This is a genomic window from Leptospira fainei serovar Hurstbridge str. BUT 6 (genome assembly GCF_000306235.2).
Taxonomy (GTDB): domain Bacteria; phylum Spirochaetota; class Leptospiria; order Leptospirales; family Leptospiraceae; genus Leptospira_B; species Leptospira_B fainei.
Window position 1 is genome coordinate 1,076,865 of the sequence record NZ_AKWZ02000010.1, and the last position, 26,297, is coordinate 1,103,161.

Sequence of the window (26,297 nt, forward strand, 5' to 3'; positions counted from 1 at the left end):
GCTCCGAAAATATCGGATCCTATTTTGGATTTCCAGTAGTTTTCCATAAAAAAAGGGCTCAAAATAATGAGCCCTTTCCCGTTGAAAAGACTTATGATTCCGAATCAATAAGTTTCCACAAACAGTTGGTGGGAATGCTCTAGATGATGCTTATAATCTTCATAAGCGGATCCGTCGCCGGCGATTTTTTGAATTTCTTCGATGACGCCTTTTTCCATACCTTTCGGGCCGCCACAAATATAAAATCTACCGCCACCGGATAAAATCTTTTTCACTTCGGCTTCGAGTTGACGAACTCTGTGCGAGATATACATTCTTCCACCGTCGAACGGATTATTCTCTTCACGAGAAATCGCAGTGACTAATTTGAAGTGTTTGTATTTCGCTTCGAGAGCTTTCAGGTAATCGAGCATCACGAGTTCGTCGGAGTAAGGAGCTCCGTAAACGAGAGTAATATTTCCCGTAAACTGTATCAATTTATGCTCTAACAATTCCTCGGACATCCCGATGAACGGCGCCAATCCGGTGCCGGTTGCTAGGAACATTATATCGCCCGAAAAATCGACAGTAGGAAGTAAAAATTTCTTACCTGATGGCCCGGTCATGATGACCTCATCGCCTTCTTTCAAGTCGCAGACATAATTGGAGCAAACACCCTTGAATTGCAAATTTCCTTCCGCATCATAGACATTATCCCGCTTGATGATGAATTCTATGTTGTCTTCTTTCAACCCGAAGGAATAGCTAGGCGAAGCGATCGAATATAAACGTACCGTATAAGCGGCGTCGGCAAGGCCTTTCGCTTTTTTTTCCGGATCTTCTCCGGGGGGAATAATTCCCGCGGATTGTCCGATAACATACGGATACAGGTTATGATCAATGGCAATAGTGATGCGATGAATCTGCGATTCACCTTCTTTTTTCGGACGCTTTCCTTTTCCAGGTTCCGGCGTCATACGTACGTTGCTTATGACTCGGGCTTTATAAGGATTGGATTTTTTAAAAATGTTGATTTGCGGTTCTCTAACGGGCTTCATACGCGGCGCAGGTTCCTGATTTCAATTTAAGGCTGAATACAGATTTTTTTCGAACGCCAATTCGTCAAACGGGATATTTAACTTCCTGCCTTACTCCAAAGCAACTCGGCAAATTATGTCCGATTTACATTGAAGAAGCCGATGAGTAATCTGAACAACATTCGCTATTACCCGAGTTTTTTTACGTATAATTTTCGGATAGTAAGCAATTCCCAAATAATATACGTTGGTGTTTCAGATTATATAGGTAAAAGAGGAATTTCATGGCTCGATATACTTTGGAAGAACTTTCCGTAAAGATATCCGGATCAAAAATTGCGAATTGTAAAGAACCAGCCAAAATCATAGTGGATTCGGTTTCTCCGATTTCCCCGGGAGCCCCATCAAGTATTAGTTTTTTAGCAAATAAGAAAATACTTTCGGACGCGAAAAAGACTTTATCCAGCGCCGTACTTACTACCGAAGAATTTTCCAAAGAATTAGAAGTACCTTGTTTAGTCGTTTCTAAACCGGATTTGATTTTAGCGCAAGTCTTGGATTTGGTTTATCCTCCTCATTCATACGGATCTAAAATCGAATCGACGGCATTCGTTCACCCGTCCGCTAAGATCGGAAAGAATTGCTATATCGGTCATCAAGTCTCCGTTGGAGAACAGAGTGAAATCGGTGATAATACGATTCTTGAAGACGGTGCAAGAATTGGACGGAATGTCAGAATCGGAGAGGGTTCGCATGTCGGCCCGAATTGCGTTATTTATCATGGTGTCATCATTGGAAAAAGATTCCGTTCTCACGGAAACAGTACGATCGGCGGTGACGGCTTTCGATTCGTTTTCGCCGACGGTAAGCATAATAAGATTCCACAAGTAGGAACCGTTCGCGTAGGAGACGATGTGGAAATGGGATCCAACTCCGCAATTGATCGAGGCGGATTGGAAGATACGATTATCGGAGACGGATGTAAGTTTGATAATCTGGTTCATATCGGCCATAATTGCGTATTCGGTAAGAACGTAGTAATCGCCGGCTGGACTGGCGTTGCAGGTTCTACCGTTGTAGAGGATAACGTCACGATCGGCGGCGGATGTGGATTAGCTGATCATATTCGGATTCCAAGCGGAACTATAATCGGCGGCGGCACTTCTGTGAGAAATACTCCGCCCAAAGCGGATATTTATGTTGGTTGGGATTACGGCTTAACTTTTCCTGAATTTCAAAAACTCCGCGTCAATATTCGGAACGTAGTAAATTTCCAAAAATGGGCTCGCAGAATTAAAGCGATCGAACAAAAATTAGGTATAGAGATTACCGAATAATCGATCTTTACTTCATAAAAACGGCCATAGATTCGTTATAGATGAAACTATGCGCCGTTTGCCCCTAAATCTTTTCGAATGCTTGACAATTCATAAGATAGGAACAAATCTTCCCCTTATCCCTTTTTCACACGGAGGCCCCCGTGAACATCCGACCGATCGACGAGATCCAGGCTTTAACGCCGGAATCTATTGCGTCCAGGCCGGACTTTCCTGATAAGCAAAAAATAGGGAAGTTGTTGGATCGATGTGCTAGTCGATTGTTAGAGCAGAGATCTGAAAAGGTCGTATCTCTGATGGAAAGACGAACCTATATAGATTGAATTTTAATCCTCGCATTCTCCGATGCTAAACGCGGGTTTTTGGTCGGAGAATGACGAGAGATAGTAAAGAAAGAATTCCGGCGCCTGACATGACCAGAGTCATAGGTAATGCGGTTCCGTCATGAAGAAGACTCACGCTAGCAGTTGCAACGACAGCCGAAACCATTTGCATAGCTCCCATTAGCGCTGAGGCAGAACCTGCATTTCTACTGAACGGGGCCATTGCTAAGGCGGATGCATTTGGTACTATGAAACCGAATCCGCTAACTAACAGGAAGATAAGGCCGATCATAGAAATCATTCCCCAATGATAGGTCGCAGAAAGAACTAATAGAATTCCGATAGGAACATAGAAGATGGAAATCGCATTTACGATAGATTCCGCTTCGAATTTCCGCAAAAGTAAACGGTTAAGTTGGCTTGATAGGATTAATCCTGCGGCGTTCGAACCGAAAAACCAACCGTATTCGGATTCGCTTAATCCGAATATTCCCATGAATACGAACGGAGAACCTGCGATGTACGCGAACATCACTGCCGCAGACAGACCGGATGCGGTCACATATGCGTTGAAGCGGGGAACACTTAATACTTCATAATATTCTTTTAATATTCCACCTAGTGTTAAAGAGACGGACGAATCCTTTTTACCGGTTTCCGGTAAATAAAGCCAGGCTCCGATGGAGAGAATGATACTGATGACCGTTAAGACGACGAAAATGGCGCGCCAATTAGTGTAGGTTAAGAGAAGCCCTCCCACAGTCGGGGCGACAATCGGAGCAATACCCATAACTAAGATGATTTGAGAGAATACTTTTGCTCCTTCGTGGGGAGAAAATACGTCTCGGACAACCGCCCTTGGAACTACCATCCCGGCACATGCTCCTAAAGATTGAAGGAACCGGAAGAAAACCAAACTCCAGACCGAAACAGAAAGGGCGCATCCGATCGAACTCACGGTATAAATAATCAAACCGGTCATCATAGGAGTTCGTCTTCCGAACTTATCTAGGAGCGGACCATAAACCAATTGTCCGAATGAAATTCCGAAAAAGAAACTAGTTAAGGTAAGTTGAACATTCGAAATTGGGGTACCGAAGTCCCTGGAAATGGACTGAAGTCCAGGTAAGTACATATCAATTGAAAATGGACCTATTGCAGTTAAGGCGCCGAGTAAAAGTATGAGAACGCGGTCGGATTTAGGCACGTATCTATGATGCGATACGTATGCTTTTCAGTCTATTCTTCTATCAACTTTCTCAGGTTTTTCTTGTCGAACTTTCCGACACTTGTTTTCGGAATAGCTGAGACGGTTCGAATATCTTCCAACTTAGGAAGTTGCCAGTGCGCGAAACTTTCCTTTAAGCGATCATGTATTCGTTTAGCATCGACTTGTTTTCCTTCCAAGGCAACAACGAAAATAACGGGAGCTTCTTCCCTGACAGGATCCTTCCTTCCGATGACTGCCGCTTCTAAAACGTCCGGATCGGCCATAACAAGATTTTCCATGTCAACGCTGGAAATCCATTCTCCCCGTGTCTTGATTAGATCTTTCTTACGATCCGTAATTTGCATGTATCCTAACTGATCGAGTACGACCACATCACCGGTTCTAAACCATCCGTCAGGCGTAAAGGATTCTTTCGAAACACCTTCCCGATAGGAACCGGTAATCCAAGGTCCGCGCACGAGTAATTCTCCCGGAGTCTTTCCGTCTTTTGGAACTTCATTCCCATCGTCGTCCACTGCACGTATTTCCACGCCAGTGACGGGAACACCTTGTTTTGCCCGATATGCATATCGCTTCTCATCGTCCCAATCCTTCATAAAGCTGCGAAGATGAGATACGGTTCCGATCGGAGAAGTTTCGGTCATCCCCCATGCATGGAGTATTGCTATCCCGAAATCTTTTTCAAATCCTTCGATCAAACCGCGAGGAGCGGCAGAGCCCCCGACTACCATAGTGTGTATTTTCAAATTATATTTTGTTTTCTTTAAATGCTGATATAAAACGTTCCATACTGTAGGAACTCCTGCAGTGATTGTTATTTCCTCGGATTCGAGTAACTCGGCTAGGGCAGCTCCAAGCAGATGTTTGCCGGGGAAAACGAGCTTGCATCCGGTCATTACCGAAGCGAAGGGTATTCCCCATGAATTCACATGAAACATAGGAACTACGGGAAGAACAGCTTCACTTTCTTTAAGGCCGAGTCCGTCACCCATGCAAACTGCCATTGAGTGAAGGTACGTGGACCGATGAGAATAGACGACGCCTTTCGGATTTCCGGTAGTACCGGACGTATAACAAATTCCGGCAGCTTCTAACTCATCGATCGGTTCGAATCTTTCCAGTTCATCGCCGCTCGCTAAAAATCCTTCGTAAGAAATAGAGTTCGGCAGCTTTGCCGATTCCATATTTTCTTTGTCGTCAATGATGATGAATTTTTTTACGTTTCCGATTTCTCCAAGATGCTTTTCCAAAATAGGAGTCAAAGATTTATCTACAAAAATGAATTTATCCTTCGCCTCATTGATAATATAAACCAATTGTTCCGGAAATAATCGAACGTTGATAGTATGAAGAATTGCTCGAACGCATGGAATCGCGAAATATAATTCCAAATGCGAGGAATGATTCAGGCAAAAAGTAGCGATTGCCTCGCTTGGCTTTACTCCGGAGTTTCGTAAAGCATTCATTAACCGAATCGTACGTTTGTAGAATTCCCCATATGTGTAGCGTTCAACGGAGTTATCGTGCCACTTTGTAACGATTTCCTTATGTGGATGAACATCTTTGGCGCGACGTAGAATCGAGGGTAGGACTAATGGATAGTCCATCATAGTAGATCGCATAAAAAACTCCGCTTTAGCTATGGTTAAGGAAAAACGGAGGTATTTCTCCCCTCGAAAAAGGAGAGAGTCAAGGAGAATTCTAAAAATCTCTTAGCTGCAGGTAACCACGACAAATTTTAAACTAGGTTCGTAAATTTCAAAGATAGAGTCGTGTCCTGCGGGAACGGTTAAGATATCTCCGGGTCGCATTTCGATTTGTTCACCGCTGTCCAGCAATATTGTCAAATGCCCGTGAATCAACTGAAAGGCTTCATCGTACTGAAATTTATAATGAAACTTAGATGGCTGTGCCGAAATGACCGAAACGTGCTGCAGATTCGTTCTCGCACCCTTTGTACGTAGCACTTTAATTTTTGCATCGGGATTTCCTTCGATTATCTCTGCGATCGGATATGGGACCGAATCGGATAAATCCATTGCTTCCATAAAGACAATCGAATTGCCGGAATAAACTTTATTTTCCATCGCTTTTACTCCTATGTTTTCTTACGAGGCTAATTTTGGAATTTCAAATATAGACCAACTGGTCTATATTTGAATATTTTTAATGTAGACCGTGTGGTCTACTGATTTATATTCAAGTTTATGAAATTTTTGCAATATCCGGAAAGGCAGGATTTTTCGTGCTCTTGAAACGGTCGTTTTCAAATCGAGCGTTGGAGACTTACGAATTGATTCCTGGATTGGCCGAAGAAGGGAATCGCCTCTACGCAGTCAGCCATCGTGGCTAACTAAGCTCCGAGGCGTCTCGAGCTTGTCTCAGCACATCCTGTGCTTCGTCGAATTCCTTGACGCTCCCTATGGGTCGCTAGGAATTCTCTCAAGCTCTCGCTTCGAGTCCTAAAGTCTGATTTTATTTTCTTAGATTGCCGAAGAAGGGACTCGAACCCCCACGGTGTTACCCGCTGGTACCTGAAACCAGTGCGTCTACCAATTCCGCCACTTCGGCTTTTGAGAACAGGGATGGAATTCCCTGATGAGGATAATTTTCGCGATCCTGGCTTTCCGTCAGCTTATTTTTGGAATTCATTGACACGATAATTGAGAGGAAAGTAGGGTTAGGATAAGATGAAAGAAGAGAGGAAAACCTCCGAGACAGATATAAAGCTAGCCCTAAATGTAAGAGGGACTGGAAAGTATAATTTTGATACCGAAATTCCGTTTTTCGATCATATGCTTTCTCATGTTTCAAAGCATAGTTTGATTGATTTGGATCTTTGGTTAAGAGGAGACATAGAAATCGATTGCCACCATAGCGTGGAGGACACTGCGATTCTATTAGGTTCCACGATTCATAAGCAACTTGGCGACAAGGCCGGAATTCGTAGATACGGACATTTTACCCTACCTATGGATGAGGTCCTCACGACGGTCGCGGTGGATTTAGGCGGGCGTTTTTTCTTTAAATACTCCGGACCGGAGTTGGTCGGAAAATTCGGTATTTACGACGCGGAACTTAGTCTAGAGTTCCTACAAAAGTTCGCATTAAATGCTAAGATGAATTTGCATGTAGTCGTCCATTACGGCGAAAATAGACATCATTTGCACGAATCAATCTTCAAAGGTCTTGGTAAGGCTTTAAGAATGGCAATTGAAATAGACCCAGCGGCTGGAGGAGCCATTCCGTCAACGAAGGGAGTCTTGGAGTGATCGCAGTTTTAGATTATGGAATGGGTAATATCCATTCCTGCCTTAAAGCGATTTCTCTTTATACGAATGAATTTTGTTATACGAAAGATCCGGAAACCATTCTTTCTTCTTCCGCATTAATTCTTCCCGGCGATGGGCACTTCGATAAGGCGATGACGAATCTACGACAATCCGGATTAAAGGATGTCATAGATAAGCATGTTCAATCCGGAAAACCCTTACTAGGTATTTGCATAGGATTTCAGATTCTTTTCGAAGATTCGGATGAAACTTCGTCCACCAACTCTAAGGGAACGGTCGAAGGATTGGGCTATATCAAGGGAAAAGTACGTAAGTTTCGTGGAAAAAATTTTAAGGTTCCCCATATCGGTTGGAACCGACTTATTAAACGAAGACCTAAGGAAACGCTTCTCCTAAAGGAAATTCCGGACGAATCTTTCGTTTATTTTATCCATTCTTATCGACCTACCGATGTCGAAGGCAAAGCGATAACCGGGCTTTGCCAATACTACGGAGAGAAATTTCCGGCGGTTATCGAAAAGGGCAATATTTTTGGAACGCAATTTCATCCGGAGAAATCTCATTCTACCGGATTAAAAATTCTGGAGAATTTTATAAAATCATTATGATCTTAATTCCTGCTATAGACCTTCTGGACAACTGTGCCGTCCGCCTTTTTAAAGGAAAGTATGAAGATAAAACAGTTTACTCTACCGAGCCTTGGAAACTTGCAGAAGGATTCGAAAAAAATGGAGCAAGTTTACTCCATTTAGTCGATCTGAACGGCGCCAGAAATCAAATCGGGGTCAACGGGGAATCCATTTCAAAGATTAGAAATTCGACAAAATTGAAAATTCAACTCGGTGGCGGAATCCGTGATAAAGAAAAATTGGCTTATTATGATTCTATCGGGATAGATCGCTTCATTCTTGGAACCGCTGCCGTAAAAGATCCCGCATTACTGGATTTCGCCTTACAAAAATACGGGAAAGATCGGGTTGTCGTAGCAGTGGATGCTAGAGATGGAATCGTAAAAATTGCAGGCTGGGAAGAAGACTCAGGTCTAAAATATATGGATCTGCTGGCTAGAATGCACAAAGTAGGCGTCGAATTCATTATTTTCACCGATATCGCACAAGATGGAACGCTAGCTGGGCCAAACTTGAATGCGTATAAGGAGATTCTAAGTCAATATCCCTTTCAAGTAATTGCTTCGGGGGGTATTTCTTCCTTAAAAGATATTATGGCTTTATCTTCATTGGGGACGCCGGTTCCGGTCTTCGGTGTTATAACTGGGAAAGCCCTCTATGAAGGTCGTATCGACCTTGCACAGGCGATCTCGAGTTTAGAAGAATAAAGAATGCCCGAACTTTTTCAGCGTTCTTCGATTCGCCGATATTTTTCTTTCCTTCTTCATTTATCGTCGGTACAAAGGTAAATTCTAAACGGGAGACACCGGATGAAAAAAATTCAATTGAATTATGTTCTAACTGGGATCGCAGCAATCGGACTTATTATTTCTTTCCTCTTGATTCAAAAATACTTTGGGGGAGGCGACGGGGCGGCGAAGGCTTTATGCGATGCATTGAGTGAAAGCGGTTCTTGCGATAAGGTTTCCGAAAGTAGTTTTTCAGCTATTCGTAATATTCCTTTTTTCGGGGATGTCCCGATTGCATTGTTCGGTTTCGCTTTCTACGGATTTATCGGATTTCTTTTTATTTGGGCCGAACGATATAAAGAAAAGGAAGCCGATTATATCCGCTTCGCGTTTTATCTTTTAATCTTGGGCTTGATAGTCGATGTAGGTTTATTTCTCCTATCCTCTTTGGTCATAGAAGCGGTCTGCGGACTTTGCGTCGTTACCTATCTCGTTACCCTAACGCTTTTAGCCATCACGTACGTTAAATTTAAAGCGGTTCAAGAGAAGTCGATCACCAAAGTATTTCCGGTAATAACGAAGGACATCTTGAACTTTTCCATCGCTCTTTTGACGTTCCTATTAATCGGGCAAGTCTTCGGAAAAATTTCCGGACCTTCTTTAACTGCAGGAGAACATTCGGGAGCATCCCAGATTGCGCGGTCGATAACCGAGTATGAATCGGCTCCGGTTATTCCGATCGATATTAAAGGTTCCTCGTTTCAGGGTGACGTAAATGCTCCGATTACGATAGTTAAGTTTGCAGACTTTAATTGCGGGCACTGCATGCATACGTCTCATATTCTCAAGGGAATTTTGAGGGATTATGAAGGTATCGTAAAAGTCGTATATAAGAACTTTCCTTTAGACGGAAATTGCAATCGTCTGGTGCAAAGGTCGTCTCCTCAAGCAAGTTCTTGTGTAGCGGCTTCCGCTGCGATCTGCGCCGATAAGCAGCATAAATTTCCGGTCATTTACGACGGTTTATACGCGGATAATGAACTTGGTGTAATGCACACTCCTGCCACCGTTTTAAAATTGGCGGAATCGAACCGGCTAGACATGAATTCATTTCGCGCCTGCCTAGCGTCTCCTGCCGTGCGACAACAAATCGCAAAGGAAGTCGACGACGCCGAGAAATTGGATATTCGCAGTACGCCGAGTCTCTTTATCAATAATAAGGCGATTCGCAGCGGGACACCTGACGAGCAGTTTTTAAGAGAACTTATCAATAGCCTTATCAAAAAGGTTTAAGGTATCTTAATGTCGCAGGAAGCCGAAGAAGTTAAAAAGCAGGTTTCCTGTCGAAACTGCGGCTCATTAATTCCCGCCGATTCGGATCAATGCGTATTCTGCGCATCGTACCAAGTGGCTGGGAGAGTTCCGGTGGTAAAATTCTTCTCGGAGAGTCGGTTTTTTCGAAGGGTAATTTTATATCCATTTTCTCTTCTTTTTGCGATAGGAATTCCGATATTCTACTTTTCTACGAATATGAATTTTCCTGATAAGACTTGGGTCTTTGTGCTTTCTTTCTTCGGATTCCTATTCTGTCTTTTCGGATACATATCGGAGTGGATATTTATGCATAAAGCTCGAGGAGAAGCCAAAGATTTTCGACAAGGATTTTTCGAATGGCAAAAAAAGTTATTCGATCGCTCGCCTTCCCTATCCTATGCCGGAATGTTTTTGTTCGTTTGCGTGCCGCTTATCGATTGGTTAAATCCCATTCCTTTTTCTCTTACGTCCTCCGCAATTTGGACATTACTTTTAATTTTCCTAATAAAGATTCTTTTTCCCTTATTTTAATATACCGCCATCCATTTTTCATCCGGAGATTTTCAATGAAAAAGATAATATACTTTGTCCTCTTGCCGATTGCAGGGGTCGCCTTTCTTGTAGGCGGTTTGATCTGGCACACGGCTAATTACCGGCCTTTAACATTATATTTGTTTTATGAAAAAATTTTCTGGGAAAACGTATTGGACGATCCCGAGACGCTGTCTTCGCTTAGAATACTCGACTCTTGGGGAATTCATTCTCATAACTACGAATGGACGGACTCTTCTCCTGAGCGCGAACTTGAAATTGCGGATCGAAAAAAGAGGCAACTTGAAATTTTAAGAAGCTATGATTCGACCGGACTGAAGGCAGAAGATAAGTCTTACTATCGCGCTTTGGAATGGGGTTTGGAGCTGGCGGCAAAGGGAGAGGCGTTCGTTTACTACGATTATCCTGTAAACCAGCTCTTCGGGTTACAGAACCAGATCCCTACGTTTTTAGCTACAGTGCACGACATTGAAAATGAAAATGATGTCGAGGCATATATTGCGAGGTTACGGAAAATACCGAATAAGATCGATCAGAGCCTGCGCGGGCTAAGATTGCGGCAATCGAAAGGAATTACCCCTCCTGTTTTTATACTGGATAAGGTGCTGGATGAAATTAAAGGCTTTCGAAGATCGAAACCTCAGACGAATATTCTTTACACTAGCCTCGAAAAGAAATTAGCAAAAATAGAAAAACTGAAAATTAGAAAAAAAGAATATTTAGAGAGTGTGGAGAAAGAAATAGAGCGATCGGTGTATCCGTCATACGAAAAACTCGAAGAATTTCTTTTCCAGCAAAAAAAGGCAGCGGATAATAAAGCCGGAGTTTGGAAATTACCGGACGGCGACGATTATTATGCTCAAGTTTTAAAATTTCATACCACCACTTCGCTATCTCCGGAAGAAATACATTCGATCGGAATTTCGGAAGTAAACAGAATCCAAACCGAAATGAAGGAAATTTTAAAATCTCTCGGTCTTAACAGCCGTGAGATTCCGGCCGCATTGAAAGAGTTACGGTTGCGTTCCGAGTTTTTATTTCCTTCTTCCGACCTTGGACGGGAACAAGCTCTGTCGGCCTATCGAGAGATTTTGGAGGATTCGATCGTAAAATCTAAACCTCTCTTTCCAATCTGGCCGAAAGCGAGCATTGAAGTGCAAAGAATACCTGCATTTAAGGAAGCCGGAGCACCCGGCGCCTATTATGAAGAACCGAGTTGGGACGGAAAGAGACCCGGAGTTTTTTACGCAAATCTACGGGATCTAAAGGAAGTTCCGAAATTCGGAATGCGGACACTTACTTATCATGAAGCGATTCCCGGTCATCATTTACAAATTGCTTGGGCTCAGGAATTGACGAACGCGCCCAGAATTTTAAGGATGACTCATTATACGGCATTTGTGGAAGGCTGGGCATTATATGCGGAGCGATTGGCAAACGATTACGAATTCTTTTCCGATCCGTATTCGAATCTGGGACGTTTGCAAGCCGAACTTTTTAGGGCGGTTCGACTCGTCGTTGACACCGGAATTCATAGGAAGCGATGGTCGCGAGAACAAGCAATCGAATACATGGGTAAAAATACCGGGATGCCGCCAAAAGACGTTACCGCGGAAATAGAACGATATATCGTTTATCCCGGTCAAGCCTGTGCATATAAAATCGGAATGCTATCCTTCTTACGTCTACGAGAGGATTGGAAAATTGCGAAAGGCGCTAACTTTGACATCAAGGAATTTCACGGTTTTGCGTTGGGCGCCGGTTCTTTGCCGATGGAAATTTTGGAAGAGCGGTCAAAGGAAAAGTTGATAGCTCCTAAGAATTAAAATTATTTAAAATATCTTAGGGTTATGATTTAAGGTTTTGGATTTTCCGATCGAATATGCCTGTTCTATAGCTGCATGAAGAAATTCCTTAGCCAAAGAAATTGATTCGGGTAGAGAATGACCTTTTGCCCAATAAGAAGCGATCGCCGATGAATAAGTGCAACCGGTTCCATGAGGGTAAAAATTCGGAACAAACGGTTTGGAATAGACCGTCGTATTTCCATCCGGGAGAGCTAAGACGTCGATTGCCTCGCTTACATTTTTGAGATGTCCTCCCTTTAAAAGTACGCTTATTCCGTATTTTTGAGAAAGAAATTTAGCGGCCGGATCCATCTCTGATATCGAGGAAACAATATCAGTTCCAAGCAGATGCGCCTCGTCAAGATTCGGAGTGATTAAATCTGCCATAGGTATTAATTCTAGAATTAACGATTCGATTGCGCTATCTTGAAGCAGTTTGACTCCGCTAGTCGCAACCATTACGGGGTCGACAACTAGTCGGAACGCATGTCCGGAGGCTTTGAATTCGTGAATCAATGTGGACAGTCTTGAAATTAGAGGCTTTGAGAAGAGCATTCCGGTTTTTACGGCTGCAACGGGAAAATAAGAAAATATAGCGCGAACCTGCTTCTCTAGAAAATCAGGATCTAACTCAAGTATCCCCGATATTCCATCAGGATTTTGTGCGCTTAGGCAAGTTAATGCAGAAGCCCCAAAATTTCCGATAGCATTTATCGTTTTTAAATCCGCTTGGATTCCGGCTCCTCCTCCGGAATCGGAGCCGGCAATGGTGACTATAACAGGTTTATCTGGTGTCATCGATTTTCCGTGCTCACTAAGGCCATCCGAATTTCCTAAAGTCTGCCGTATCATTCCGATCGAACTCGATTCCCTCCGATTGTAAAATTTTTCTTTGCAAAATGGCTCTATGAGAGTCGCCTCGAAAAGAGATTTTCCCTTGGCTATTGATTACTCTTTGCCAAGGAATTTTTTGTTCCCGGTCTTTAGAGAGGGCATTCAAAGCGTAACCTACGGCTCTTGCTGCTCTCGGCTTTCCTAGTAAGACCGCGATCCTGCCATAGCTAGTGATTTTCCCTTTGGGAATTTTCTTTGCAATTTTATAAACTTCTTCATAAAAACTAGGCTTTTTAATTATCGCTTTATTCTGAGATCGCGGGAGTTTTTTCATAATTAAGGTTTGTCGGCAGAAACTAGCTCGTTTGTCGAAGTTTCCGGCGGTCGCAACGGAAGCTCCACTTTAAAAACCGTCCTTCCCGGTCTGGAATCGAAACTTATACTTCCTTTATGTTTTTCGATAATCCCTTTCACTATACCTAATCCTAAACCGGATCCTTCGCCTTGGTCTTTTGTGGTAAAGAACGGATCCCAAATTCTATCTTTTATAGACGGTAGAATTCCGGGACCATCGTCTTGAATCTCCACAATGACTTTTTCTTCTCCGGAATAGACGGATACCTCTATAACTCCTTGTCCCCGTATAGCCTGATTAGCGTTTTGAATCAAATTCGTCCATACCTGATTAAGCTCGTCCGGATTACAGACTACCTTGGGGATAGGAGAAAAATTCTTTCGAACTTCGACTCCGTACTTCAATTGATTGTGCATGATAACCAAAGTATTTTCGATTCCTTCAATGATATCCGCGTTAGTAAAGGACTTGCTTTGGTCTAGATGAGAGTAGTATTTCAAAGCTTTTACGATTCGAACGATATTTCTAATAGAATATCGAATATTCTTAATATTTTTATTCGTATTAGAAGCATGTTTAAGCATATAATAACCCTTGCTTTCTCCGTGAACGATGACTTCGGATATATACTTGCGAATTTCCAATGCATCGTTTTCGATAATAAAGGAAGAGACGTCGCTCGCTAGTCCGGGCTCTATTCCGAGCGTGATCATTTCGTCACGGATTTCCTTTTTGATTCGGAATTTATCTTTCGATTCCATAGGCTCGGATTTCTTTCGATCGCGTAAAATATAGAGTAAGGCGATTTCAAATGACTTTCGAAGCTTTCTATTACGAGCAAATCGAACCACATCGAACACGTTTTTTACGATATAGTTCATATTCGATTCTAGATTGTCGGCCGAACCGTTAATGACTCCCGCCGGTGTATTTATTTCGTGCGCGATTCCGGCGACCATCGTTCCTAAAGAAGCCATTTTTTCGGACATGACTAACTGAGATTGCGCGTTTTCCAGTTCTCTGGTTCGATTACGAACCTTTTCTTCGAGAGTCTCGGTTAATTCGATGAGTCGTTCGTAAAAAATGGAATTGGATAGCGACATAACTGAAACCGAGCGTACTTCGTTAAGCTTTTCCAGTTCTTCTTGGGTGTAATCACCGCCTTCCTTTCGCGCCCCGAGTACTAACATGCCTAACAAACTTCTGTTTAAAATAAGGGGGACTAAAAGTTCCGATTTCGTTCTTTCCGCAAACAATAGCGCATGCTCTTTAATTTGTGAGTAAATCGGGTTTGTTTGAAATTCCGAAACATGAAAGATTCGATCGTGTTCCGTTACCCAGAGTAAGAAAGGATCAAAAATATAAAAATGTTCGGACGTACCTTCCCGTGGGAACGGCGAAAAAGTGCCTAAATCCTCCCTCCAAAGATAAATTTTTGCCGTAGTGGGGGGCACAATATTCGGAATGAACTTTAGTATCTTTTCACAAACCGAGTCGGTAATATTAGTAGCGATCAGGTCGCTTTTAAATCTATCTAACGACGATAAATATTTAAGATACTGACGGTCTCTTACGGTGAATCGATCGATGGCGCGAGAAAAGTCACGGTCTCCCGTTAAACGAGATAGACCCATATATGCAAGTATTGCGATAATTGTAGATGCAGGAAGACTGATTAGAAGAATCTCCACCTGCCGTGGGTCTAGGGAAGTAAAACTGAAAGCTAAGATTACCGCGGTTTGTAATAGAGTAATGGCCAGGACCAGGCCAAGAATAGGTCCGAATTTACGTATGATTTTCATCAATGACCTGAAAAACTTGGCTTTACAATGACCACGCCCAATGAACGAGTAAAGGAGTTTTTTACTATTGCAACCGTCTTTGGGGCCTTCTACGATCTATACTCTCCCAAGAGAGGTCGTCTTCGAGCCGTTCTTCGAGGAAAACTACGAACAATTATTTCGAAGGAGCGCCATCCGTTCGTCGTCGGCGATCTCGTTTTAGCCGAGGAGTCGGGAGGTGAGTGGGCCATATTCGAAAAAAGACCTCGTAGAAATGAACTTTTACGAAAAAGTAAAGAAGGAGATGCACAAGTACTTTGTGCGAATGTGGATCAAGTTGCAATCCTCGCCTCTTTGCGAGACCCGGAAACGAAGGATGGGTTTTTGGACCGGTGTCTAGCTGCGGTTACCTCCGCCGGAATTCGTCCCATCATTCTCTTTACAAAAAAAGACCTCGTGGATCAAAAGATGTTAACCGATCGGTTGACATCTTACGCTAATTTGGGCTATGAAGTTTTGGCGGTATCTTGTAAAACCGGTGAAGGAATTTCGGAACTAATTTCCAAGTTTTCTCGCAAAACCACATTTTTAGCCGGTAATTCAGGAGTGGGAAAATCAAGTTTAGTAAACGTCTTATCTGAAAAGGAACTCCAAAAAACCTCGGCAGTAAGTATTTCCACCCATAAGGGAAAGCATACGACCACGAATTCCAATTTTCTAATTTTAGATGATGATATTATCTTGATAGACTCTCCTGGAATTAAGGAATGGGGAATACTCCACCTGACTAAGGGAGAGATTCTAGAAAGTTTTCCTGAGATTGCGAAGTTTAAGGACGACTGTAAGGTCTCGAATTGCTGTCAAGCGGCTCCAGGTTGTAAATTGCTGGAAATTTTAGAGTCAGGTTTGGAGATCAGAGAAGAGAGGAAGAAGAGTCTCGAATCTATGCTTGCAAGCCTGGAAAACCCGTTTAGAATCACACGAAGGGATCACCTTAAAAATGAAAGTCTCTCCTAAATCGATAGAATTTAACTCGATTGAAGACTTACTAGCATTCGTGCGAGATTATAATGCCGGAAATATGCTACGGTTCCTAAATCCGATTTCGGACAATAGCGGAAACGTTTTGGTAAAAGAAGAAGTTCAAGTAAAGGAATCCGCTTTAATTCGATTAAAGGAAATCAAAGGACAATATACGCCGGAATTTAGAGTGAAATTAACGAAAGAGCTGACCGGTCAGATGCAAGATAAGATCAGCGAAAAGATCGTATTTCAACTCAAGCAGACGGATAAAAAATTTCTTAAGTTTATGTATGAGGAGAATACCTTCAATTATAAGGGAATTATCCGCAATTCCCTTACTAATAGAAAGCATTTACTTTCGCTAGTGAAAGTATATCAAGAAAGCCCCGCCTTCTTTAAACATATTTGTGAATTAGGTTTACTATCCTTAGGTATCGTACTGATTCCGGATGCCTTAAAATATAAAATGCTTAGACGCTATTCTTTTCTTGGTGGGATTTTCATGGACATCGCACGGGTGAGAAGCGAGCATTGGACTCGTCCATTCCCCGACGATTCCGAAAAGACAAGAATTGCGAAACTTTGCGCGAACTTCATGCAAAAGCTGGACTTGCCTGAATTTCTTTGTTCTGCAGCTTCGAATCACGTTCCTATGGGCTTACAGGATAATAGTGATCCAAACACGTATCCTGGAAAGAAATTAGACAAGGAACAGCCTGATGAGACTTTTTTTGCGGATCTGTTATTGGACGACGGCGAAAGCGACTCGATTCACGACGAAGAAGATGAAGGTCTTCCGGACAAATCCGAAGATTTTATGCGTGAGCTTCTGACGGACTCGTTAAAGATCGCGAGATATATTCATACTGTTAGTTCGTTTACGCTGGATAAGGATTACGTAATGGAGGAGCTGGTCTATTATTTAGCTTATAATACGACTAGAGGTTATTTTAACGAAATTCTCGCGAATCCTTTGGTGAATCTGTTTAAACAGTTTGAAGACAACGTAAAAAGAATGCGTAAACTTGCAGAAATCGAGATGCAATGTCTTCATCCGCCTGCCGCTTGGGCCTATCCAAAACCGAAAGCAAGCCAGGTTCTTTGCAAAAATAAGGTCTGGGATTGCCCGAATATCGTTCAAGGTTGGGATATTCATGTAATTTCCTCGCAGGACGCGTTCGGATGGGTTGGTTCTAGTTTGGCAGCCGACCACTATCCAAAATGTCGTTTGGAAGAGGAATTAGAGGAAATTCCGGAAATCGAACCGAAGAAACCTCCTAAACCTTAGTTTCCGGGACGTTTTGTCAGAGTAATTAGGGTTTCATAACGTACAATGTTTGTTCTTAGAACTTGTTTTTTCTTTTTTTGGAAATTTTTTGCCTAAAATATACGTAAACCCTTGAGGAAACTATATATTCTTTCGAATCTGGAAAAAAATCCTTGTTGGATTGTTTTCTATAGAGCATTCTTTATGCAAAGGCGGGGGACATTATATGTTTCAAACCAAAATTAAATTCATTACCGTTTCAATCCTAGCGGTTGCATCCTTAATCGCTTGCGGGCCTAAAACCGGATTAGACCAAGTAAAGTCTGAAGCTCCGATTGCACCTGCAAAAATCGTATGGATAGTCGGCGATGTGAAGATTCAATCTGCCGCCGGGGAAAAGAAAGCGGAACTCGGTCAGACCGTTTCCGGTGCTGATACTATTTTCACCGGTGCCAATGGTAGCGTAGAAATCATCGTAGCTGATAGCGGGATCATTAAGGTTTCCAAAAATAGCGAACTTTCTGTGGCTACAATCGTATCGGATAGCGGATCGGAAGTTAAGGTAAACGTAAACTACGGCAAAATCGTAACGATGGTTCGTAAAGAACAGAAAAATTCCGATTTCAAAGTCGTTACTCCCACTGCATTGGCAGGCGTTCGCGGAACTACATTCTTAACTTCGGTTGAGAATCCGTCCGGAAATAAAGCGAGCTGTGCTCAGTCCGGTTGCGACGTCAGGTTCGCGGTTTTGGAAGGATCTGTCGCAGTTACGAAAGTCGGTGAAGAGTCCGAAGTAATTCTTGATCGCAATCGTGAGCTTACTTTGAAAAAGAACCAAAAGCTGACCGACAAACTAATCCTGTCGCTTCGCTCGGAATCTCTCAAAGAAATGAAAGGTCTGATCGTTCTGAAGAAGAACGACGTGCTAGAATACAATCGTCTTGCGGAAGAACTAAAAGCATCCAGCGAAGAATTGAGAATTTTGAGCCAGGCTTCCACCGTGGAAGAGGCGAAAGTCCAATTGCAGAAGCGTGAGGTTACTAGGAATAACGCGGATGAGGTGACTCAAACTGCTAGAGCTGTTAATGAAAATAAATATGTTCAGCAGGACATGCAGAAAGAAAGACTTAAATTAAATCCTAAAGAGACTTTCTAAAGGAATCCTTAGACGAGAATGAATTTAAGGAGCCGATCTTAGGCTCATTTCCCGCCACCCCGTCTTTCTTTTCAAGACGGGGTCCCCTTATTTATAGATAACCTAGCGTTATTTTCCAGGATCGAATCCCGACCATAGTCTTTGGTTACAAACTAGTATCATTTCTTAATCGGCTTAATATTAGAAAAGGTTTGCTAAAACAGAGCGAAGGAAATTTTTTTACTGCATGGGAACCTTTAATTCTTGCAAATATACGCTTATCTCCCTGCTACAAATCCTATTGATTGGAGCCTGTTCGACTGTCCAAAAATTGGACGAAGCTCCTCGCGTAATCCAGGAACCGTATTACAAAAACGTCGGAGAAGCTCAACTTGGCTTTCAATTTAGAGATTCCGATACCGATTATAAAATTCGGAAAATCGGACATGAAAAACCGACTCTAGCATTTTCCCCGATTGCTTACCCTAAATCCATAGATAAGAAATTGGGCTCCTATTTCGAACAGGAGCTTGGGCTTGTTTGGAAGAATATAGAATTTACAAACGCCAAAATTCCTTCCGAAGCTTGGGAGAATTCTCAGACCTTACTTGCTGCCGCAAAGAATTCCGAAGTGGACGCGTTGGTTCGAGGAATCGTTTCGGAAACCGAGTCCGGATGGTCGTTTAAATTCACGATTGTTGACCCTGTTAGCGGTTATAAATTCGGCGAGTTTGAAGCGTCCTTCAAACGGCCCGGAAGTACTAGTGATGAAGTTGGAACTTGGAGCCAGGTCTTTTTCTGGAAGACAGGAGATCGAATCATCTCTCTAGATCCGCGTAAAGCAACTGTCCCTGTTTGGGATAAAAAACCTGATTCCTCGATTATAAGGGAATTAGCATATTCTTCAATAAAAGGGAAAATCAGTATTCAAGCTTCCTCCGGAGATACCGAAGTCCACAATAAGGGAATTTTACTTGGAAAAACGCCCTTGCTCGATATTTCCCTACCCGAAGGAGTTCAAGAAATTCAGCTTAGCCTCAAGGGTAAAAAACCGATCTCTAAAACCGTAGTCGTTCGAGCCGGAAAGAAATCGTTTTTATTTCAGGAATGGGAAGAAGACAAAACTCTCGGATCGGCAAAAATCGTGAGCGTCCCCGCGGGTCTCTCGGTTTCGGTGGATGGATTCAAGCAAGGTGAAACACCTTTTTTCCATAGCGGCTTGAATCCCGGTGGATATCAAATAGAACTTATCAAAGAGAATCCGGAAGGATCTCTGGTATATTACGAAGGCACGCTTGAAGTAAAATCCGATAAAGTTTCCGAACTCGCTTTTCCTTATTCTTCAAGCAGCTTGTTAAGCGAACCGGAATTTTGGAAAGCGTCAGGCGAGGCAGGATTCAACCCTTTCGGACCTCTCGGCGTGGAGTTTAATAAAAGTAAAAATCTTTCCCCCGGTTGGAATGGGATCTATTCTCTGCCGATTCCTTCGGATGAATTGGAAATAACGGGTTACTTCCTACTTCCCGTCGATCATAAAACCGGCTCTGTAGCCGTAACTATTCACACTCCTGGTTTAAATCTTGGACTGGATGCCGGTCCGGATAAAGTATCCGTTTTTAATTTTCCCTCGGATGGAAAGACAATCGGTACGTACCGGTATTTGAAACTTGAGAACGATATCGGCAGAAAGTTCTCCTTTCGGACCAATGCGAAAGAAAAGAAGATTTTCCTATATCTCGGAAACGATCTCGTTTGGGAAAGCCAAGTCTCTTTCCAAGGATTTTGGACGATTTCCGTTTTGACCCGGGGCGAAGATTTCCGAGAAAGAGCACCGTTAAAAGATTTGAAAATTCAATATAGGGGCTACAAATGAAACTCCCTCCAGTTCTTAACAAAAACTTTCTATTTATATTTTTAGCTCTGTTTCTTACCGCCGCCTGCGCCTCCCGGGATTTTAGAAAATCGACGTCGCAAGATGCAGTTCTTGAAAAAGACCTATTCACGCGTCAAAGTATAAAGAGAGCGTCTAAGCTAATCAATGAAGGGAATTCCGCCTTTCAAAAAGGAAAATTTGACGTCTCGTTGGAAAAAGGGAATCAATCGATCGCGGTTTATCCTATGGCGGAGGGATATTATCTCGTCGGATCTTCCGAGTATAAATTGGGGAAATCCGAAGAGGCTTTAAAAGCTTTAAAAAAAGGAACCGAACTCGATCCTGAGAATGAGCAAATACTCTTAACTTTAGGAATTCTTTATACAGCCCAAGGTTCCAATAATGAAGCTGTGGAAGTCTACGCAAAGCTTGAAAAACTTCCGAAAATAGATGCGGCATCGTACACGTTTAAAAAAGCCGTTCTATTGAAGACAATCGGTCGATACGAAGATGCCTATGCTGCACTGAAAACGATCCCGGAAGACAAGTTTAAATTTAGAGCCCAGCTTTATATGCAACTCGGAGATACCGCCGTTCAACTAAAGGAATACGACGAAGCGGAAAAATATTTTGAAAAAGCGCGGGCAACTGATCCCGAGCTCGCTTCGGCTAAACAATCCGCTTCGGCTACTCGTGTCGCATCGATGCTTGAAAAAGGCAATTCGGCATTGAAGAGCAAAAATTACAAGGAAGCAATCGTTCATTTTACTGCCGCAACTCAGACGGATTCTAAAAATCCCTCTCCTTTAGTTTTCTTAGGCAATGCAAAGATACTCGCGGGTGATTTGGATGGGGCAGTAAAGGCCTTCGAATCTTCCTTAAGACTTAAGGCGGATTATTGGGAGGCCTATTCCGGCCTTGCGGCAGCCTATAATAAATCGGGAAATTATCCAAAGGCAATCTCAACGCTGGAGAAGGCGATTCCGTTCTTTCCGAAGAACGCGGCGGTCTATAACCAAATCGGATTGAATCAAAAGGCTTTGGGTGAAAAAGCGCGTGCTATGGTTTCGTTTACTCGGGCGAGGGAATTGGATCCTGCATATAAAGAGCCGGTTTTAAATTTAGTATATTTACTGACTTCGGAAAACCGATTTAAGACTGCAAGAAACGAACTAGATACTCTGAAGCAGGACGAAGAGGTCAAAAAAGTAAGATCATTCTTAGATGTAGCGGAACTTATCTATGAAGGCGATCAACGTCTGAGAAAGGGTGATACGAAATCCGCCAGAAGCTATTATGAGCAAGCCAAAGTAAAAGACGTTAACGATCCAAGCGTTTATACTGCCTTCGGTCGATCGTACCAAATTTCAGGGGATCAAAAACTTTCGGAACAGAATTTTCAAAAGGCCTTAGCTTTGCAGAAAGGAAATTTACCCGCTCTGCAGGGCTTGATTCGTCTTTATTCCTCCCAGAAAAATCAATCTAAGGTCGCGCAATATACGAAAGAGCTAGAAGCTCTTACCGGAAACGATCCCACATCCGGCATTGTTCTAGCGCGTACATACGAGGATAAGAAGGAATATGAAAAAGCGGAAGGTGCATATAAGAATCTTCTGAAAAAATTCCCTTCTAACGATGCGGTTCAGTTTAGACTTGCCCATCTTTATTATAAGCTTTCTCTCGAAGAGAATGAAAAAGCAAACTATGATTCGGCATCCACTTGGTTGACCAAAGCCGAGAAACTTGTTAAAGACTTACCGGAACTCGCCGAGGCTCGGCAGACGATCGAACAAAATAGAAGATTTGCGGAAGTCATACCGAGTATTAGAAAAGCAAATCGCTTTTTCGATCTTAAATCCTATGATAAGGCCTTGCCTCTTTATCAAACGGCTTATGATAAGACTAAGAAACTTACTCTCTATATAAAAATTGCCGAATGTCATTTGGCCATGGGCAACGAGGAAAAAGGAATTTATCTCCTGGAAAATTCTCCGGAAGGTTCGAAAAACCTTGCTTCGCAAGAGGCGATCAATGCGTTTCTTTTACGAAAAGGCGAAGTTGATAAGGCCGAGAAAGGTTTCCGAAAAATTTTAGAGAAAAAGCCGGATTCTTATTATAGTCAATATCAGTTAGGAATCGTATATCTTCAGCGCCAAAAGTACGATTCTGCTATCGAATCGTTTAACAGGGCTTGGTTACTAAATCCTGAATTCTCCGCGGCCAAGATCGGTAAGGGAATCGCGTATTATAATGGAGGAAAAACTAAGGAAGCAAGAGAAGAGTTTGAAAGCGCAATGAAATCGGACTCCGATAACGAACTTGCACCCTATAATATCGGGATCGTACTTTTTAACGATAACCTTCTGGATCAAGCAGCCAATATTTTCAAAGATATTATAAAGAAGAATCCTGATTTTCCGGATGCATATTATCAGCTTTCCTACATCTATTTCAAACGTGGAGATTTGGAGAGTGCCGATGCGGAAATAGTGAAAGCTTTGGACTTGGAGAGAGACGAAAAATTTATCCATGCCAGAATCCGAATATTGTCCGAGCTGAAGCAAAAGAATCCGGGAAAGGCGGAATACAAGAAAATCGCTCTCGAATTGGGGCGGGAGTTGGCTGAAAAATATCCGAATTCGCCCTATTCTTCCCACGCGGAACGACTCGTTTTATCCGACGACGATTCTCCGGTAATCATTCAACCGTTTCCGAATCGTGGAGCTTTAGTTGGAGTTCCAGTAGTGATAAACGATGTCTTGATTATGAATTACGGAACATCTCTTGAGGCTCTGGATAAAAATAGAGCGATTCGAATTTGGAGAATCGCCACAACGAAACCCTATAAATCCGTTATTGCCGACAAAAGAGTCTATGTGTTCACCGACAAAACATTGGAGATTCGTGATCAGAATTCCGGGTCACTCTTTAATTCTCTCTCCTTAGCCGGAAATTTTCGAAAAGCGCAAATTTCGGGAGATCGAATTATCATAGAAACCGAATCATCCGGTAAAAAAACTCTAACGAGCTACAACGATACTTTCGAGAATCGTCAAACATTGTCTTTAGAGGCAAAGGCTTGGACTGTCTCCAGAAACGGCAAGATACTGGTGCAGACTGTATCCGGTAAGGAGAATAGGATAGCTCTTTTAGATGCTAACCTTTCCGGTTCGCCTCAAGTAGCATGGAGTGGAAAAATTTCGATCGAACCTAAATTGCTGGGTTCGTCCGACGATGGCGCTTTCTATCGGATTGGTGATCAGATCCTTTATATTTCAGGAAATGGAAAAGTATCAAAATCCGATGCAAAAGACCCGGCTCTTTCTCTCTTCAGTGTTCGCGGTAACGCACTCTGGTATGCCGGAAAAGAGAGTTTATTTCGATTGGAAGCCGGTTCTTCTGTGCCACAGAATATAAAAATACAGGGGAAACCTTTAGAAGGTTTACTGCCGGGCAAAGCCGGCGATTGCATCTTGCTCTATACCGATAATACGGCAGTACGCTATAACAATAAAGGCGAAAGTATTTGGACGTATTCAATCACGCAGGACAAGGATAGCGTTTATTCCCTTTTGTACAGATAAGATTAAATGCGCTCGCGATCTAGATAATAGATGCGCGATCCTTCCTCTCTTTTTGTCTTTTCGAAGTATGAAATGGGAAACTCGGACCGGGATAAGGAATATTCCGGCCCGATTGTTTTAAATCTTGAATCATTTCGAAAAAAGGAGATAGCCTTCCTGGCGTACGGACCATAATCCGTTGCGAAATGAAATTTTCCGTGTGAAGGAAGTAGCGCATTCAGGGAATCGAGAAATCGAGGACTCAAAGTTCGATGTTTATGATGGCGTTTTTTAGGCCAAGGATCCGGAAAATTCAGCAAAATTTCATCAAAGCAACCTTCTTCAAAGATATCTTCCAGAAACCAATTAAAATTGACCGAGAGAATCCGAACATTATCGAGTTCGAACTTGGACGCGCTCCGAATCGTTTTACGTATGCGATCCAATTTTTTTTCCATTAAAACGAATCCTGTATTTGGATTGGCTTTCGCCAATTCTATCGCAACTTCCCCCCAACCGGAGCCCAGCTCTAGGTAATATGTCCCGAAGGTATTTGGAAATAGATCGGATTTTTTTAATTTACTTTCAGCATCGATTCGTAGGAAATAATCGGATTCGAACGGGATTCCACCGGCAATGTTCCAAAGTTTTTTGCGAAAATCCATTGTCATTGCATTCATCCCAAGAATACCAAATCTTTCGATTGTCTAAAATAATACAGTGAAAATAAAACTTTATGGCGTCCGGGGTTCCCTTCCCACTCCTCTCTCTACATCCGATTATACAAATAAATTGGAAAAAATTTTAGAAAGCGCCTCCCGGGAATTTTCTAAAAAAGAACAGAAATTTTCAGTCTCTGAGTTTATTGGCCGACTGGATCGACTTCTCGCTAGTCCGATCGGCGGAAATACGACGTGCATTTACGTCGAGTCTTCTACAAGGGAACGGCTTATTATCGATTGTGGTTCGGGAATGAGACAATTAGGAAATGACCTTCTGAAAGAGGGAATCGCAAAAGGCGGTAACATTTCCATCTGCCTTACGCATACGCATTGGGATCATATTCAGGGTTGGCCATTCTTTAAGCCCGCATACATCCCATCGGTAAATATCGAGTTTCTGTCAACGATACCGAATTTAAAGGAACGGCTTGAGCGTCAACAGCACCCCGAGAATTTTCCGGTGACTTTAGATTCCATGCCTTCCCAAAAGAAGTTTACTCTTTTGGAAAAAAATAAGCCGGTCAAAGTCGGCAGCTTTACAATAACTCCTTTTTTACTTAGGCACCCAGGCAATTGCACAGGTTATCATATCGAAGAAAACGGTAAAAGCTTCCTATTCTGCACCGATCTCGAAGTCAGGGAAGAGGATCTGGATGAAATTCAAGAACTTAGAAAAACCTTCGGTAAAATTAACCTGCTTGTGATCGATGCTCAATATAGCAGCGAAGAGGCAATTAGCAAAATTGGCTGGGGTCATACTTCCGGAAAAATAGCGGTAAAATGCGGTGAAATATTAGGGGTCGATCGTTTGGTTTTGACTCATCATGAACCGGATCATAGCGACGAAGATATTATAAGAATATTTATGTCTGAAAAAGACGGCAGCTCTCTGCAAAACATTATTCTAGCTTATGAATTTGATACGTTCGTTCTATAAAAACTAAATACATAACCATGTTTGTTAAGGTGTTTTGTTTTAACTCGAACTAAGATTCCCGTTTTTATTCAAAATTTCGAAATCTCCTTCCTTATTTCATAGATAGGGTGTAGACTTTGTCGGCTATGCAAAGACTAGAGATCGGGGAAAAGACGTCTTCCCATGGCGAACCCGATGCCTTAGAGGATAAAAGATTTTATATAAGATTCCGTAAGGAAAACAAAGTTCGAATTTCGCAAGGGGAAGAATGGTTGGATGGAGTTCTCATCGACATTTCGATGATGGGAGTTTCTTTGTTTTCGGGGAGAGATTGGCCGATAGGTTCGAGGCTGAAAATTATGTCTCAGCTATTCTCCTGCCAACTCGACGCGGAAATTATCCGAAAGGATGAATTGCAGACCGGCAATCGTTACGCTTTAGTTTTCCATGATTTAACGGATTCGGCGATAATTGAAATTTTAAATAAGATAGCGATGTTCCGAGAATGATTTTTTTGGATTGTACGTAAAAATTTTACAAAACTCTAAACTGGCAAGG

General features: G+C 42.5%; 23 protein-coding genes and 1 tRNA gene. 15 read left to right on the top strand and 9 right to left on the bottom strand.

What is annotated here, in order from left to right; translation table 11 throughout:
• Positions 1-104: 104 nt before the first annotated feature.
• Entirely contained in the window at positions 105-1,037 is a 933-nt protein-coding gene (locus LEP1GSC058_RS14235) for a ferredoxin reductase domain-containing protein (protein WP_016550066.1), read from the bottom strand.
• A 263-nt stretch (positions 1,038-1,300) separates the two neighbouring features.
• Here LEP1GSC058_RS14235 and lpxD point away from each other — a divergent pair, with 263 nt between their 5' ends.
• A complete protein-coding gene (gene lpxD, locus LEP1GSC058_RS14240; RefSeq protein WP_016550585.1) occupies positions 1,301-2,353 on the top strand; it encodes a UDP-3-O-(3-hydroxymyristoyl)glucosamine N-acyltransferase in 1,053 nt (350 codons plus the stop codon).
• Between the two features lie 143 nt (positions 2,354-2,496).
• Positions 2,497-2,676, top strand: coding sequence for a hypothetical protein (locus tag LEP1GSC058_RS14245; protein ID WP_016549807.1), 180 nt, complete (start codon positions 2,497-2,499; stop codon positions 2,674-2,676).
• A 25-nt stretch (positions 2,677-2,701) separates the two neighbouring features.
• Here LEP1GSC058_RS14245 and LEP1GSC058_RS14250 read toward each other — a convergent pair whose 3' ends face one another.
• The 4 genes from LEP1GSC058_RS14250 to LEP1GSC058_RS14265 form a co-directional block, all read right to left on the bottom strand.
• Complete coding sequence (locus tag LEP1GSC058_RS14250) at positions 2,702-3,883, bottom strand: multidrug effflux MFS transporter (RefSeq protein ID WP_084680412.1); 1,182 nt, start codon at positions 3,881-3,883, stop codon at positions 2,702-2,704.
• 32 nt (positions 3,884-3,915) lie between these two features.
• Positions 3,916-5,529, bottom strand: a complete 1,614-nt coding sequence (locus tag LEP1GSC058_RS14255; RefSeq protein ID WP_039948407.1) for a long-chain fatty acid--CoA ligase — start codon at positions 5,527-5,529, stop codon at positions 3,916-3,918.
• A 90-nt stretch (positions 5,530-5,619) separates the two neighbouring features.
• Entirely contained in the window at positions 5,620-5,994 is a 375-nt protein-coding gene (locus tag LEP1GSC058_RS14260; RefSeq protein ID WP_016550137.1) for a cupin domain-containing protein, read from the bottom strand.
• A gap of 402 nt (positions 5,995-6,396) precedes the next feature.
• Positions 6,397-6,478: transfer RNA gene (locus tag LEP1GSC058_RS14265), tRNA-Leu, on the bottom strand.
• Between the two features lie 119 nt (positions 6,479-6,597).
• Here LEP1GSC058_RS14265 and hisB point away from each other — a divergent pair.
• The 6 genes from hisB (at position 6,598) to LEP1GSC058_RS14295 (ending at position 12,249) form a co-directional block, all read left to right on the top strand.
• Complete coding sequence (gene hisB / locus LEP1GSC058_RS14270; RefSeq protein ID WP_016550797.1) at positions 6,598-7,179, top strand: imidazoleglycerol-phosphate dehydratase HisB; 582 nt, start codon at positions 6,598-6,600, stop codon at positions 7,177-7,179.
• Positions 7,176-7,808: an imidazole glycerol phosphate synthase subunit HisH gene (hisH, locus tag LEP1GSC058_RS14275; RefSeq protein WP_016550296.1), complete on the top strand. Its 633-nt coding sequence runs from the start codon at positions 7,176-7,178 to the stop codon at positions 7,806-7,808. Before hisB ends, hisH begins: the two co-directional genes overlap by 4 nt.
• On the top strand, positions 7,805-8,536 hold the full coding sequence (hisA, locus tag LEP1GSC058_RS14280; protein WP_016549913.1) for a 1-(5-phosphoribosyl)-5-[(5-phosphoribosylamino)methylideneamino]imidazole-4-carboxamide isomerase: 732 nt from the start codon (positions 7,805-7,807) through the stop codon (positions 8,534-8,536). The genes hisH and hisA overlap by 4 nt, the downstream gene beginning before the upstream one ends.
• Before the next feature lie 102 nt (positions 8,537-8,638).
• The gene (locus LEP1GSC058_RS14285) at positions 8,639-9,850 is read left to right on the top strand and encodes a vitamin K epoxide reductase/DsbA family protein (protein WP_016550902.1); all 1,212 of its coding nucleotides are present in this window, start codon (positions 8,639-8,641) and stop codon (positions 9,848-9,850) included.
• Between the two features lie 9 nt (positions 9,851-9,859).
• Positions 9,860-10,402: a hypothetical protein gene (locus LEP1GSC058_RS14290; RefSeq protein ID WP_016549990.1), complete on the top strand. Its 543-nt coding sequence runs from the start codon at positions 9,860-9,862 to the stop codon at positions 10,400-10,402.
• 35 nt (positions 10,403-10,437) lie between these two features.
• On the top strand, positions 10,438-12,249 hold the full coding sequence (locus LEP1GSC058_RS14295) for a DUF885 domain-containing protein (protein WP_016549992.1): 1,812 nt from the start codon (positions 10,438-10,440) through the stop codon (positions 12,247-12,249).
• Positions 12,250-12,255: 6 nt separating this feature from the next.
• On the opposite strand, the gene thiD is transcribed toward LEP1GSC058_RS14295, so the two are convergent.
• Genes thiD through LEP1GSC058_RS14310 form a run of 3 tightly spaced genes read right to left on the bottom strand, consistent with a single transcriptional unit; the run spans position 12,256 to position 15,261 of the window.
• Positions 12,256-13,068 (bottom strand): bifunctional hydroxymethylpyrimidine kinase/phosphomethylpyrimidine kinase, encoded by an 813-nt coding sequence (gene thiD, locus LEP1GSC058_RS14300; protein ID WP_016550299.1) that lies wholly within the window; start codon positions 13,066-13,068, stop codon positions 12,256-12,258.
• Positions 13,069-13,084: 16 nt separating this feature from the next.
• Positions 13,085-13,438, bottom strand: coding sequence for an MGMT family protein (locus LEP1GSC058_RS14305; RefSeq protein WP_016549635.1), 354 nt, complete (start codon positions 13,436-13,438; stop codon positions 13,085-13,087).
• 2 nt (positions 13,439-13,440) lie between these two features.
• Entirely contained in the window at positions 13,441-15,261 is a 1,821-nt protein-coding gene (locus LEP1GSC058_RS14310; protein ID WP_016550357.1) for a GAF domain-containing sensor histidine kinase, read from the bottom strand.
• A 27-nt stretch (positions 15,262-15,288) separates the two neighbouring features.
• Between LEP1GSC058_RS14310 and rsgA the strand changes: the two genes are divergently transcribed.
• The 5 genes from rsgA to LEP1GSC058_RS14335 all read left to right on the top strand — a co-directional run bounded on the left by rsgA (position 15,289) and on the right by LEP1GSC058_RS14335 (position 24,122).
• On the top strand, positions 15,289-16,257 hold the full coding sequence (gene rsgA / locus LEP1GSC058_RS14315; RefSeq protein WP_016550422.1) for a ribosome small subunit-dependent GTPase A: 969 nt from the start codon (positions 15,289-15,291) through the stop codon (positions 16,255-16,257).
• Entirely contained in the window at positions 16,241-17,551 is a 1,311-nt protein-coding gene (locus LEP1GSC058_RS14320) for a hypothetical protein (protein ID WP_016549671.1), read from the top strand. The genes rsgA and LEP1GSC058_RS14320 overlap by 17 nt, the downstream gene beginning before the upstream one ends.
• 205 nt (positions 17,552-17,756) lie before the next feature.
• Positions 17,757-18,686, top strand: a complete 930-nt coding sequence (locus LEP1GSC058_RS14325) for a FecR family protein (protein ID WP_016550734.1) — start codon at positions 17,757-17,759, stop codon at positions 18,684-18,686.
• 226 nt (positions 18,687-18,912) lie between these two features.
• Positions 18,913-20,538: an LIC10124 family lipoprotein gene (locus LEP1GSC058_RS14330; RefSeq protein ID WP_016549713.1), complete on the top strand. Its 1,626-nt coding sequence runs from the start codon at positions 18,913-18,915 to the stop codon at positions 20,536-20,538.
• Positions 20,535-24,122 carry a tetratricopeptide repeat protein gene (locus LEP1GSC058_RS14335; protein WP_016550548.1) on the top strand — a complete coding sequence of 1,196 codons (3,588 nt, stop codon included), beginning with the start codon at positions 20,535-20,537 and terminating at the stop codon, positions 24,120-24,122. Before LEP1GSC058_RS14330 ends, LEP1GSC058_RS14335 begins: the two co-directional genes overlap by 4 nt.
• A 2-nt stretch (positions 24,123-24,124) precedes the next feature.
• Here LEP1GSC058_RS14335 and trmB read toward each other — a convergent pair whose 3' ends face one another.
• Positions 24,125-24,772: a tRNA (guanine(46)-N(7))-methyltransferase TrmB gene (gene trmB / locus LEP1GSC058_RS14340; protein ID WP_016550298.1), complete on the bottom strand. Its 648-nt coding sequence runs from the start codon at positions 24,770-24,772 to the stop codon at positions 24,125-24,127.
• A gap of 49 nt (positions 24,773-24,821) precedes the next feature.
• Here trmB and LEP1GSC058_RS14345 point away from each other — a divergent pair, with 49 nt between their 5' ends.
• A complete protein-coding gene (locus tag LEP1GSC058_RS14345; protein ID WP_039948408.1) occupies positions 24,822-25,760 on the top strand; it encodes an MBL fold metallo-hydrolase in 939 nt (312 codons plus the stop codon).
• Positions 25,761-25,885: 125 nt separating this feature from the next.
• On the top strand, positions 25,886-26,248 hold the full coding sequence (locus LEP1GSC058_RS14350; RefSeq protein WP_016550067.1) for a PilZ domain-containing protein: 363 nt from the start codon (positions 25,886-25,888) through the stop codon (positions 26,246-26,248).
• The last annotated feature ends 49 nt before the right edge of the window (positions 26,249-26,297 follow it).